Here is a 14,201-nt window from a genome sequence, read left to right as displayed (position 1 = left end):
TTACGATTTATTTGATGTAGCGCAAAGTAAAAATCGGAGCGTACAGATGACGGGCACTACAGACGATTGTAAATTGTGGGCAGAAAATTCTGATTAATTATTCAACAAAAACAGAAAGGTAAGCTGAGCGTAGGCATCAAAGCCCGGCAGCGTTATGCGTACCGGGCCTGAACATAATTGCAAGCTATTTTTGCAACCACCAGACGGCTTCAAAAGGACGCAGCGTCATGTCTGTGGGTTGGCTGGCGACCTCGGCATAGTTGTGCATCAGCACCTGCCAGTTGCCGTCGGTCTGGGTCGGCTGCCAGCTCTGGAAGGTATCGCTCAGATTAGCAATGACCAGCAACCGCTGTCCTTGCCATTCACGTTGATAGCACCACAGATGCGGGCTGCCCGGTAGCAGATCCTGATAGTCGCCCCAGGTGATAACCGGCTCTGCTTTACGCAATGCGATCAGCTTCTGATAGGTATAGAACACCGAGTCGGTATCGCGCAGCGCTGCCGCCACGTTGATATCCGCTGCGTTGTCGCACAGATTGATCCACGGCTCACCCTGGGTGAAGCCCGCGTGTTTGCTGGCATCCCACTGCATCGGCGTGCGGCTGTTATCGCGCGATTTACTGGCGAGGATCGCCAGCAGCTCTTGCGCATCGCGCCCCTGGCCGTTCAGGGCGGCAAACATGTTATAGCTTTCCACATCGCGATAATCGGTAATCTGGCGGAAGTGCGGATTGGTCATGCCGATCTCTTCACCCTGGTAGATGTAGGGCGTGCCCTGCATACCGTGCAGCACCATCGCCAGCATTTTTGCGGCCGGAACGCGGTATTTACCTTCATCGCCAAAACGCGACACGATGCGTGGCTGGTCGTGGTTACACCAGAACAGCGCGTTCCAGGCCTGATTGTGCATGCCTTGTTGCCAGTGGCGAAACAGGGTTTTGAGCGCCACATAGTCGGGTTTGGCTAACGTCCACTTCTCACCGTTGGGGTAATCCACTTTCAGGTGGTGGAAGTTGAAGGTCATCGACAGTTCGCTGCCATCGAGTGCGGCGTACTGCTGGCAGTTTTCCAGCGTGGTGGAGGACATTTCTCCGACCGTCATCAGGCCGCGGGGCGTGAAGACGTCGCGATTCATTTCACGTAAAAACGCATGCGCACGCGGGCCGTCGGTATAAAAACGCCGCCCATCGCCGTCGGGATCGCTCGGGAAGTCCTGATCTTTAGAGATAAGATTCACCACGTCGAGACGCAGCCCGTCCACGCCGCGATCGGCCCAGAACTCGCACACTTTTTTTAGCTCGGCGCGGACCGCCGGGTTCTCCCAGTTCAGGTCTGCCTGCTCCGGAGCAAAGAGGTGCAGATAGTACTGCTCGCTTTCGGCGTGCCAGCCCCAGGCGCTGCCGCCAAATTTGGAGCGCCAGTTATTCGGGAGACTGTCTGGCGTACCGTCGCGCCAGAGGTAAAACTGACGATACGGGCTGTCTTTATCCAGCGCCTCGCGAAACCAGGGGTGCTGGGTTGAAGTGTGGTTAAACACCATATCGAGAATAATACGGATACCGCGCGCTTTCGCCTGCGCCACCAGTTCGTCAAAGTCTGCAAGCGTTCCGTAGGCCGGATCGACAGACATGTAATCCGCGACGTCGTAGCCGTTATCAACCTGCGGCGAAATATAGAACGGCGTTAGCCAGATGGCATCAACCCCCAGCGTTTGCAGATAGCCGAGACGCTGCGTCACGCCGCGTAAATCGCCGGTGCCGCTGCCGGTGGTGTCCTGAAAACTCTTGGGGTAAACCTGATAGATGACGCCGTTTTGCCACCAGTGGGGAATATTCATGGTTGTTTCCTGGAAATACGATGGGGCGCAACTGCGCCCCGAAGAAAAGTTAGACAATTTGTAGTGTGCCCATACGGTGTTTACGCTGATAAACGAATGAGGTCAGTACCATGGGGATAACAATCGCAATGACCATTGCCATGCCAAATACCTGCCAGTAAGTCGGCTGGATGGAGAGGATGCCTGGCAAACCGCCGACGCCAATTCCGTTCGCCAGCACACCGTTCAGGCCGCACAGCAGTCCGGCGAGACCGGAACCGATCATCGCGCACAGCATCGGGAAGCGGTATTTCAGGTTGATCCCGTACATGGCCGGTTCAGTGACCCCGAGATAGGCGGAGATCGCGGCAGGAACGGAGATTTCACGTTCATTGTGTTTGCGACTGGAGATGATGATCCCGACTACCGCAGAGGCCTGAGCGATATTCGACAGTGCGATCAGCGGCCATACCGGCGTACCGCCCATGCTCTGAATCATCTGCATGTCGATAGCCAGCGTGGTCTGATGCACGCCGGTTATCACCAGCGGGGCATACAGGAAGCCGAACAGCGCTGCGCCAATCGGGGCAAAGCTGCCGGTCAGCAGGTGACGGACCGCAAACGCGACACCGTCGCCGATCATGCGGCCAAACGGACCAATAAAGGCGTGCGCGAGGAATACCGCGAGGATCAACGAGCACACCGGGACGATCACCAGATACAGATAATCCGGGACGATGCTTTTCATGCGTGTTTCAATAAACCCGAGCGCCAGACCGGCCAGCAGTGCCGGAATAACCTGTGCCTGATAGCCCACTTTCTCAATGCTGAACAGGCCGAAGTTCCACACTTCCGGTACCTGTTGACCGAGTAGATAGGCGTTCATTAGCTGCGGTGAAACCAGGGTCACACCCAGCACAATACCGAGGATCGGCGTACCGCCCATTTTCTTCACTGCCGACCAGCAGATCCCGACCGGCAGATAGAAGAAGATCGCTTCGCCAATTAGCCACAGGAAGTCGTAAAGAGTTTTCAGCGAAGGATGCATCTGCGCCAGCGTCTGCCCGTTGCTCATGGGCAGATCGCCAATCACATTACGGAACCCCAAGATCAAGCCGCCGCTAATCAGCGCTGGCAGCAGCGGGAAGAAGATCTCCGCAAAATGAGAAATCAGCTGTTCGTGCCATTTCATATTCTGCCGCGCGGCTTTTTTCGCCTGCTCTTTGTCGGCGCTGGCCTGACCGGTTGTCGCCAGTAGCGCTTTGTAGTAATCGCCCACTTCGGTACCAATCACCACCTGAAACTGCCCGGCGTTGGTGAAGCAGCCTTTGACCATCGGCAACTGTTCGATCTCTTTTGGCCTGGCATTCGCAGGTTGATTCAGCACAAAACGCAGGCGAGTAATGCAGTGACTTACCGTGGCGATATTGTCGCGCCCGCCTACCAGCTCAATCAGCCGGTCGATGTCTGCTTGTTTTATTTTGCTCATGATGATGTGTGTTCCCCGTAGGCCGGATAAGACGTTTTAGCATCGCCATCTGGCAACTCTCTCGTTGCTGTGGCCAGAGTATATCGTCGATGATTTTTTAAAAATGGGAACGTTCCCGAAACGCAGCGAAGATCACAAATTAACGCTCAGAAAGCGATCAGGAGAGGGTGGAAGGAATAACGATTTGTCGTAGTTCGCTACGGCCGTTGATCTGCTCGATCAGCTGCGAGGCCGCTTGTCGTCCGGCTTCGGCATATCCTGGATCGACGGTGATAATTTCCGGATGGAGGAATTTCATCAGCGGCGTACTGCCCACGCTCGCCAGCTGTAGATTCTCAATTCGCTGCTCTTGCAGATATTTGCTGACACCAAGGGCGAGGGTGTCCGTCGCGCAGACTAAGGCAGTGGTTTCCGGGGTGATGACGTTGGCGGCCTGCTCATAACCCTGCTTCATGGCAAGACCCGGTAGCGCGGCTACAGGATGCAGTTTGTGTTTCTTACAGAACGCCAGGTAGGCTTCATGGCGGCGCTTACCGGTGGTCACGTCGCTATGGGGAACGCCAAGAAAGCTGATATGGCGATGCTCGCGATCGTATAAACGCTGCATCAGGGTGCGAATGGCGCCTTCATCGTCATAGCAGACGGAGGCAAAGCCTTTGGCATCTCTTGCCAGCAGCACCAGCGAATCCTGCCAGGAGGCGAGCATGGATTCACTTATGCCGGTAAAACCAAACAGCACCACGCCGTCAATATTGCGGCGTCTGAGCATGCCGAGATGCTCTTCAACCAGCTCGGGCGAGAACTGGCTTTCCATCATGATCGGGTCGTAACCCTGCTCATAAAAGGCGGGCAGCATGGTTTGTACGGCGAGATTTTCCGAAAGCGAGTCCAGACGCGTGACGATGATCGCCACCACCTTGTCACTTTGTCCGCGCATGGCGCGTGCGGAGCGGGAAGGGGAAAAACCGTGCTGATTCATCACCGCTTCAACGCGTTCGCGGGTGCGTTCGCTCACGCCGCTTTCATTGTTAAGCACACGGGAAACGGTTGATTTTCCCACACCGCTTAAGCGGGCGATGTCTTTAATTGTCAGCCGGTTTTGCATCCTGTTTTCCCGTGTTGCGTGTGAAGTTATGCCAAATAGAGAATAACTTTACTCAAGCGCAGCGCAATGGGCAAAGTCTGGTATACGTTTGGTTTAGTTTCCATGGTTTATCATACTGCCATAATTGCCACAAACCTTATGGTTTTCTGCGTATAATCCGCAGCGCAAATCATTCACTTACCGGAGGCTATATGGATCCCGATCCCACCCCTCTCCCGAGATGGAGAAACTCCCCTTTCCGGTAAGCCTGTCTTTCACTGTCTTACCGGAGCAGTAAGACAGTGACGTTCTGACGTCCCTGTTGTGAATTTAATATTGCCATCAGGTAAGGCTTTGCCACGCCTGAAGGATTTACTGCGCCTGTTGAGACTGGCGCAGAGGGACTGCCTATGTTCAAAAATATTACTCGCCAGCTATTTGCCCGGCTAAACCGCCATTTACCACACCGTCTGGTGCATCGCGATCCGTTGCCTAATGCCCAGACCGTTGCCAGCACGCCGATCCCGCCATCGCTGAGCGAACATTGTCTGAAAATGGCGCTGATGGACGAAGCCGCGCTGTGGAAAACGTTTGGCGCGCACCCGGAAGGATTAAACGCCGCAGAAGTGGAAAACGCTCGCGAATTACATGGCGAGAACCAACTGCCGGCGCAGAAGCCGTCGCCGTGGTGGGTGCATCTGTGGGTCTGCTACCGCAACCCGTTTAATATTTTGTTGACCATCCTCGGTGCGATTTCCTATGCCACCGAAGATCTGTTTGCCGCTGGCGTCATTGCTCTGATGGTCGTCATCTCTACGTTACTGAATTTTGTGCAGGAGGCGCGTTCCACCAAAGCGGCAGATGCGCTGAAAGCGATGGTCAGTAACACCGCTACGGTGCTGCGCGTTATCAACGAGAAAGGAGAGAACGGCTGGGTTGAACTGCCGATCGACCAGTTAGTTCCCGGCGATATCATTAAGCTGGCGGCAGGGGATATGATCCCGGCCGATCTGCGTGTGGTGCAGGCTCGTGACCTGTTCGTGGCCCAGGCTTCGCTGACCGGTGAATCGCTGCCGGTGGAGAAAGTCGCAACCAGCCGCGACCCGCAGCAAAGCAACCCGCTCGAATGCGATACCCTGTGCTTTATGGGCACCAACGTGGTGAGCGGCACGGCGCAGGCCATCGTGATTGCGACCGGAGCCAATACCTGGTTCGGGCAACTGGCGGGGCGCGTCAGCGAGCAGGAAAGCGAGCAGAATGCTTTCCAGAAAGGGATCAGCCGCGTCAGCATGCTGCTGATCCGTTTTATGCTGGTGATGGCGCCGATTGTGCTCATCATCAACGGCTATACCAAAGGCGACTGGTGGGAAGCGGCGCTGTTTGCCCTGTCTGTCGCGGTGGGGCTGACCCCGGAAATGCTGCCGATGATCGTCACCTCGACGCTGGCGCGTGGGGCGGTGAAGCTGTCAAAACAAAAGGTCATCGTCAAACACCTCGACGCCATTCAGAACTTTGGCGCGATGGATATCCTGTGTACTGATAAAACGGGCACCCTGACACAAGACAAAATTGTACTTGAGAATCATACAGATATATCTGGTAAACCCAGCGAGCACGTCCTGCATTCTGCGTGGCTGAACAGCCATTACCAGACCGGGCTGAAGAATTTGCTGGATACGGCAGTGCTGGAAGGCGTGAACGAAGAATCAGCCCGCCAGCTCTCTACCCGCTGGCAGAAAATTGATGAGATCCCGTTTGACTTCGAACGCCGCCGCATGTCGGTGGTGGTCGCTGAAGAAACCGATGTGCATCAGCTGGTGTGCAAAGGCGCGCTGCAGGAGATCCTCAGCGTCTGCACCCAGGTGCGCTACAGCGGTGAGGTTGTCCCGTTAGATGACAACATGCTGCGTCGGGTGAAGCGCGTCACGGATACGCTGAATCGCCAGGGGCTGCGCGTGGTAGCAGTGGCGACGAAATACCTGCCAGCGCGTGAGGGCGATTACCAGCGTATTGATGAATCAGATCTGATCCTCGAAGGCTATATTGCGTTCCTCGATCCGCCGAAAGAGACCACCGCGCCAGCGCTCAAAGCGCTGAAAGCCAGCGGTATTACGGTGAAAATCCTGACTGGCGATAGCGAGCTGGTGGCGGCGAAAGTGTGTCATGAAGTAGGGCTGGATGCGGGCGATGTGGTTATCGGCAGCAGCATTGAAGGGTTAAGCGACGATGAGCTGGCAACGCTGGCCCAGCGCACCACGCTGTTTGCTCGTCTGACGCCGATGCACAAAGAGCGCATTGTCACGCTGCTCAAGCGCGAAGGTCATGTGGTTGGCTTTATGGGGGATGGCATTAACGATGCCCCGGCGCTGCGTGCGGCGGACATTGGTATCTCCGTTGACGGCGCGGTTGATATTGCGCGTGAAGCGGCTGATATCATCCTGCTGGAAAAGAGTCTGATGGTGCTGGAAGAAGGGGTGATCGAAGGACGCCGTACTTTTTCTAACATGCTGAAGTATATCAAAATGACGGCCAGTTCTAACTTCGGTAATGTGTTTAGCGTGCTGGTGGCGAGCGCCTTCTTACCGTTCCTGCCGATGTTGCCGCTGCACTTACTGATTCAGAACCTGCTGTACGATGTATCCCAGGTGGCGATTCCGTTTGATAACGTCGACGAAGAGCAGATCAAAAAGCCGCAGCGCTGGAATCCCAGCGAGTTGGGGCGCTTTATGATCTTCTTTGGACCAATCAGCTCGATCTTCGACATTCTGACATTTTGCCTGATGTGGTTCGTCTTCCATGCGAATACGCCAGAACATCAGACGTTGTTCCAGTCTGGCTGGTTCGTGGTAGGCCTGCTGTCGCAAACGCTGATTGTGCATATGATCCGTACCCGCCGCGTGCCGTTCATCCAAAGCCGCGCCGCATGGCCGCTGATGCTGATGACGCTGGTGGTCATGGTGGTAGGCATTGCATTACCGTTCTCGCCGCTGGCCAACTATCTGCAATTGCAGGCGCTGCCGCTGAGCTACTTCCCGTGGCTGATTGCGATTCTGGCGGGCTACATGACATTAACCCAGCTCGTGAAAGGTTTTTATAGCCGCCGCTACGGCTGGCAGTAAGCACAAGATATCGGCTGCGTTGGCCCCTTAAAAAGCCAACGCAGCTGTAACCTGGCGCAGGAGGAATATCGGTATCGCCCGATGATTCGTGCCGCAGAAAATTCATGCGTATTATTATTTCTGTTAAAAGATAATTAATTCGATAAATGTGAATGATAAGTGAATAAATTCACGTAGAATATTGTTTTTTAATATTCATACATTAAAAATTATAATTTATAAGATATGCCTTAGCACTCCCCCTCCATTCATTCCGCAAAATATCGAGAATTAAAAAATTTACATAAAAATCTATGATTGCAACATGTTGTATTTTATGTTTTTTTTAATGATTCCTTTATTCTTATTTTTATCAATCCCAATAAAAACAATGCGTTGAGATATATATTCATGGCGGTGATTCGTTGTTATGAAATATGTCTTTGGATATACTCGCTTCTATATAAATTTATTTATATGGTGCCGCTGTATTACAGATTCGGAGAATCTGCGGCGGCGTGTTTCGTCGCTATGTCGTTTTATCTATATCATTTCGCTCACATCAGAGAGACTCACATTATGCAAAGGAAAGCTATTTCATTTTGTATTGCCCTGGCATTAAGCGGTAATACATTTGCCGCCGATCTTAACAACAACGAAGACAAAAAAAAGCAGTGTCCCGAAAATATCAGCAGCCTTTCTCAGGCTGAGCTGGCCAAACTGTCGCCGGAGTGCCAGAAAGCCACGGAAAGCGTTTTAGAGCAGGGCTGGGCATGGGCGGTGGGCGGTATCGCTGCTGTGGCCGCCACGGTGGGTATCGCGGCGAGCGGCGGCGGCGGCAGCAGCCATTCGTCCTCCGGGTTGCCTGTTGATCCAGTAACGCCTGTGGACCCGGTAACACCTGTGGACCCGGTAACACCTGTCGATCCGGTGGACCCCGTTACACCTGATACCCCCCCCTCCGTTTATGACAATGGCGTTACCCTTGACCGGGGCGCGAAAACCCTGACCTTTGCCTCGCTGGTGGTGAACGGCGTCACTTATACCAATACCACCTTCGCCATTACCAAGCAGGGCGACGGCTACCTGCTGACCGCGCCGGACGGCAAAACCCTGACCGTGACCAGCCTGAACGTGATGGGCAATGCGCTGGTGATGCAGGGAACGTACGGCAGTAACAACCTGTTCTGGTCGTACAACCGCGCAGGAAAGCTTACTCTTGCGGGGCCAGACACCACGGTTATTGACGGCGACGGGCAGCAGAAAACAGTTGATGGAGGCTCCACCGCAGGCGGCCCGGGCGATACCGGGACGATTATCAACGGCGATGGTAACGATATTAATGTGAATGGTGACACCGGCGCTACTGGCGGCGGCACCGGCACCGACGTGAACGGCAACGACAACACCATCAACAACGGCGGTAAAAATACCGCAGACGGTGAAGGCTCCGCCGGTACAGACGTGACCGGCGACGGCAACGACATCAACAACACCGGTGATAACAGCGGCACCAACGGCGGTACTGGCACCGGCGTGGACGGTAACGACAACACCATCAACAACGGCGGCAAAAATACCGCAGACGGTGAAGGCTCCACCGGTACAGACGTGACCGGCGACGGCAACGACATCAACAACACCGGCGACAACGGCGCCACCAACGGCGGCACCGGCACAGACGTGGACGGCAACGGCAACACAGTTGATAACGGTGGCAACAACACCGCCGACGGTGCAGGCTCCACCGGTACAGACGTGACTGGCGACGGCAACGACATCAACAACACCGGTGATAACAGCGGCACCAACGGCGGTACCGGCACCGGCGTGGACGGCAACGACAACACCATCAACAACGGCGGCAAAAACACCGCAGACGGTGAAGGCTCCACCGGTACTGACGTGACCGGCAACGGCAACGACATCAACAACACCGGTGACAACGGCGCTACTGGCGGCGGCACCGGCACTGACGTGGACGGCAACGACAACACCATCAACAACGGCGGCAAAAATACCGCAGACGGTGAAGGCTCCACCGGTACTGACGTGACCGGCGACGGTAACGACATCAACAACACCGGCGACAACGGCGCCACCAACGGCGGCACCGGCACTGATGTCACTGGTGACGGCAACACCATTGACAACAAGGGTAACAACACTGCCGATGGCGCAGGCTCTACCGGTACGGATGTAGACGGTAACGGCAACAAAATCATTAACGAAGGCGACACCAGCGCTGCTGCAGGCGGCACTGGCACCAGCGTGGATGGCAACGACAACACCATCGACAACAAAGGTAAAAACACCGCAGATGGTGAGGGCTCCACCGGTACGGATGTCACTGGCGACGGTAACAAAATTAACAATGAAGGCGATACCAGCGCCACCAGCGGCGCGACCGGTACTAACGTTGATGGTAATGGCAACGAGATAAACAATAATGGGGCGAACAGCGCTGACGGCGCGGGCTCTACCGGTACTAACGTTTCCGGTGATGACAACACGATCAACAGCAAAGGCGATACCTCGGCCAAAAACGGAGCAACGGGTACCGATATTACAGGTGATGGTAATAAATATAACAATACCGGCGATATCACTGCCGAGGGTGAAAATTCCACTGGTGTTAACATCTCCGGCAACAAGGCAACTGTAGACAACGAGGGGGAGATCAACGTCAGTAACGGTGCCTCAGGTATCAACATTACGGGCGATGATGCGACCGTGACGAATAAAGGTGCGATCACCGTATCCGATAACGCAACCGGTATCAAAATTACGGGCGATAACGCAAATGTTGCTCAGGGAGGTGATATTTCCCTGCCAATCGCAACGGATGGTCAGGGGACTCTTCAGCCTGGTACCGGTCTGGATATCATAGGGAATCATGCTGATGTAACTGTCAGCGGAAAGATTGATTTCAAGACCCCGCAGCCAATAACTGGCCTGGTCTCCTCTGCAGGTAAGATCACTGGAGTACATATCAGCGGGAGCGATAATAACCTGACCGTCAGCGGCGCAACGAATTTTGACGTTGAAGGTAATTTATCTAATTTCACTGGTAAGCTTGTTGCACTTGATGTTTCCGGAGAAAATAACACAGTTAATCTTACTGGTGGTTTCAATCAGTTATTTGACGGAAGAGCAGCGTCAAACTCTGGTTTATTAGGTATTGGCATTGATGGAGCGAATAATATCGTCAATGTTTCAGGTGAATCTACGTTTACCATGACGTCAGCGGCTAATTTAACACAGCATTCTGGTGACTCTAAGTTAGCTAAGGTTTCCGGAGGCTCTAAACTAAACCTGACAGCAACGTCGACACTGGTCGTGGATGTAATAGCAGAGCACGCAAATAATACATATCAGTCAATGGAAGCTGATATGGCTCTGATGAGCAGTACCGGAGAAGGGTCATCGATTGTTAACATGGGTAACATCAGCACCCCGACCGTGGGTAACCTGCTATTAGGGGCCGAAAATGGCGCCAGTGTTGAAAATAAAGGCACAATATCCGTTTCTTCAGTGAGCGCGACGCAGTCTGCAGACACGGCTGATGATTTCGTGATGGGTGCATTCAAGGGCGCGACTGCCACTAACAGCGGCACAATTTCTGTGATCAACACTCAGGAAAAGGCAGTCGGATCAGGCAACTATCATAACCAGGCACCTTTTAGTCCTGGCTGGCGTCATCACTATGTGATGGTCGGCAATGACAATACCTCCCTGGAGAACACCGGTGAGATTAATATCAACGGGGTATCCACATGGGGGATGGCAGTAACTAATCATTCTTCAGCCGTCAATAAAGCAACAGGAACGATCAATCTTGATGGCTTCCGTCCTGTTACCGATGAAAATGGCGTCATAACCAGCAAAGCGGATGCGGGCCTTGTCGGTGATAAGTATCAGAGCGCAGCCATGATGGCGGGTAACGAGGGCGGAGCCAGTTTCGGCAATAATTCATCAGCGGTGAATGAGGGGAATATCAACGTCAGCAATGCGGGCTATGGCATGGCGGCCTTTGCTGGCGGTACGGCGACGAACAAGGGAACCATAACTCTGACGGGCGACTCCACCGCTGCTGCGAATGGTCAACTGGCGGCAATGGCTGTCTTTGGCGGCGGTACCATCATTAACGACGATAGCGGACAAATCATCATTAATGCCGCTAATGGTCAGGCATTCTTTAGCGATGGCAATGTCAATAACCGTATTATCAACCGCGGTGCTATTAATCTGGGCACCAACGTACCGGCAACAGCAGATAACAGCGCTGACCTTGAGACGCAGGAGTTTGTTGATGGCTCGATTCTGACGGGCACCACCACCCTGAGCAGAAATGCGAGCGTGATGTCCGGCAGTACGGTCAGCAACACCGGCACGGTTGATGGCACCTCAACGTTGACTGTCGAGGGTATCTATAACAACCAGACCGGTGCGGTGACCAGCGCGCCGTTGACCGTCAACGCCAGCGGCGTGGTGAATAACAGCGGTACCCTTAGCGGCAAGACCACAGTCTCCGGTAAGATGGTTAACACTGGCACGATGACCCGCGGCGCGACGATGAACGGATCAGGCAAAGTCACCAACAGCGGCGCCGTCGCGCTGGGTAGCAGCAGCGATGCCAGCAATGCCAGCATCCTGGAGCTGAAAAACAACAGCGTGTTTGATAACCTGTCGGGCGGAACCATTGCCCTTGATAACAACAAAAACGCCGTCCATCTGAATAATGACAGTACCTTGAAGAACGAGAAGGGCGGCACCATTACGGTGACCAATAGTTCAACGGGTGCAGGTATCAACATATGGGGCGGCACCGCGGACTTTATCAACGACGGCACTGCAACGGCCACGGGTAAAACGCTGGTCGGCTCTTCCTCAGACGCTGCGGCAGGTAAAGCCTTTGCCTGGAACCAGGATGACGGGGTGATTAACTTCACCGCCACAGCATCCGGCCAGAGCGCGGTCAGCCTGACCAACAGTAACTATGTGGGTATCAACGACGGCACCATGAATCTCAGCGGCAGCGGCGCCATTGGTATGAAAGGCAGCAAGAATGCCCAACTGGTCAACAACGGCACCATCAATCTGGGGACAACCGGTACGGATGAAACCGGCATGATTGCCATGCAGTTGGACGCTGGTGCCACGGCTGATGCGGTGATTGAGAACAACGGCGCGATTAATATTTACGCCAAAGACTCTTACGCCTTCAGCCGCCTGGGTGCAAACGGTCGCATCATCAACAACGGCACGGTCCTGCTGGAAGGTACCGGCAGCGGGCTGGTGAAAGAGTCTGATGTGACGGTGGAAGGTAACGGCACCGGCGGCAACGGCACGGAAACCCATGCGGCTTCCTATACCCTGCCGACCGACCCGACTGTGGCTCCTGTGCAGAGTAAAGGCCTGCGCTCCAGCGTCAGCCAGTACACCATCGGCACCAGCGCCAGCGGCACCGCTGGTACGCTGACCGCCGATTATGTTGACCTGGGCGATGTGGACGTGGATACCGGCTTCACCGCAGGTACGGCTGCCACTACTCAGACCTTCAACGACGTGTTTGTCGGCGAAGATATCCAGGGTGAGCAGAACATCAAATCCACCAGCGTGGTGTGGAGCGCGCAGGGTCAGAAAGACGCGAACGGCAACGTTGACGTCACCATGACCAAAAACGCCTACACCGACGTGGTGACCGACAGCAGCGTCAGCGGTGTTGCCGGCGCGCTGGATGCCGCGTACACCAACAACGAGCTGTTCAGCAGTCTGAACCTGAAGACCTCTGCCGACGTGACGAAGGCGATGAAGCAAATCAGCGGCAACAAGGCTGTGAACGTCTCCCGCGACGCCCGCAGACTCAGCAACCGCTTCGATATGCTGGCGGATGCCGCGCCGGAACTGGGTAACGGTCTGTCGTTTAACCTGGTGGCGAAAGGCGACCAGCGTGCCGAACTGGGTAAAGACACGCAGTACGACATGATGGCCCTGCGTCAGAAACTGGGCTTTGGCGATAATCAGTCGCTGACCATGGAGTACGGTATTGCCCGTCTGGACGGTAAAGGCAATGTCTCTTCCGGCAGCGACGGTATCACCGGCGGTTACAGCCAGTTCCTGGGTCTGGAGCACGCCATGCCGCTCGGCGAGGAAGGTCTCTCCTGGAACAACGCCCTGCGTTACGACGTACATCAGCTCGACAGCAAACGCGGCATTAACTACGGTGATGTCAACAAACAGGCGCTGGCGGACAGCCGTCAGCAGTACCTGGAGCTGCGTACCGAGGGTCGTAAAACCTTCACCGTCAGCGAAGGGCTGGATGTTGTGCCATATGCTGGTCTGAAACTGCGTCACACCATGGAAGACGGTTATCAGGAGCGCGGTGCTGGCGACTTTAACCTGAACATGAACAGCAGCACGGAAACGGCGGTTGATTCAGTGGTGGGTATGAAGCTGAGCTATGCCGGTAAGGATGGCTGGGCAGCAACGGCGACGCTGGAAGGCGGCCCGAACCTGAGCTACGTCAGCACCGGTAAAAAAGCGTCCCTGCAGGGGGCGGCAGGTCAGAGCTTCAACGTTGACGACGGTCAGAAAGGTGGCAGCATCAACAGCATGGCACAGGTGGGTGTGAAGTATAACGCCGGTAACACCAGCGCCGGGCTGGACGCTTTCCACTGAAAAGAGGACAACATCAGCGACAAGGGCTTTATG

General features: G+C 54.7%; 5 protein-coding genes. 2 read left to right on the top strand and 3 right to left on the bottom strand.

Translation table 11 applies throughout. The features are described from left to right. Positions 1-184: 184 nt before the first annotated feature. The 3 genes from treC to treR form a co-directional block, all read right to left on the bottom strand. Positions 185-1,837, bottom strand: coding sequence for an alpha,alpha-phosphotrehalase (gene treC / locus HV037_RS21030; RefSeq protein WP_103283423.1), 1,653 nt, complete (start codon positions 1,835-1,837; stop codon positions 185-187). A 49-nt stretch (positions 1,838-1,886) separates the two neighbouring features. After that, positions 1,887-3,305, bottom strand: coding sequence for a PTS trehalose transporter subunit IIBC (gene treB, locus HV037_RS21025; RefSeq protein ID WP_103283424.1), 1,419 nt, complete (start codon positions 3,303-3,305; stop codon positions 1,887-1,889). Positions 3,306-3,462: 157 nt separating this feature from the next. Further along, the gene (treR, locus tag HV037_RS21020; RefSeq protein ID WP_016155565.1) at positions 3,463-4,410 is read right to left on the bottom strand and encodes a trehalose operon repressor TreR; all 948 of its coding nucleotides are present in this window, start codon (positions 4,408-4,410) and stop codon (positions 3,463-3,465) included. A gap of 389 nt (positions 4,411-4,799) precedes the next feature. On the opposite strand from treR, the gene mgtA reads away from it, so the two are divergent. Continuing rightward, positions 4,800-7,508 carry a magnesium-translocating P-type ATPase gene (gene mgtA, locus HV037_RS21015; protein ID WP_103283425.1) on the top strand — a complete coding sequence of 903 codons (2,709 nt, stop codon included), beginning with the start codon at positions 4,800-4,802 and terminating at the stop codon, positions 7,506-7,508. 558 nt (positions 7,509-8,066) lie between these two features. Beyond that, positions 8,067-14,168 carry an autotransporter outer membrane beta-barrel domain-containing protein gene (locus HV037_RS21010; protein WP_181500156.1) on the top strand — a complete coding sequence of 2,034 codons (6,102 nt, stop codon included), beginning with the start codon at positions 8,067-8,069 and terminating at the stop codon, positions 14,166-14,168. Positions 14,169-14,201 lie beyond the last annotated feature (33 nt).

This window comes from Citrobacter sp. RHBSTW-00017 (genome assembly GCF_013797615.1).
Taxonomy (GTDB): domain Bacteria; phylum Pseudomonadota; class Gammaproteobacteria; order Enterobacterales; family Enterobacteriaceae; genus Citrobacter; species Citrobacter braakii.
Note: the sequence above shows the minus strand (reverse complement) of the source record. Positions and strands in the feature narration are given on the sequence as shown.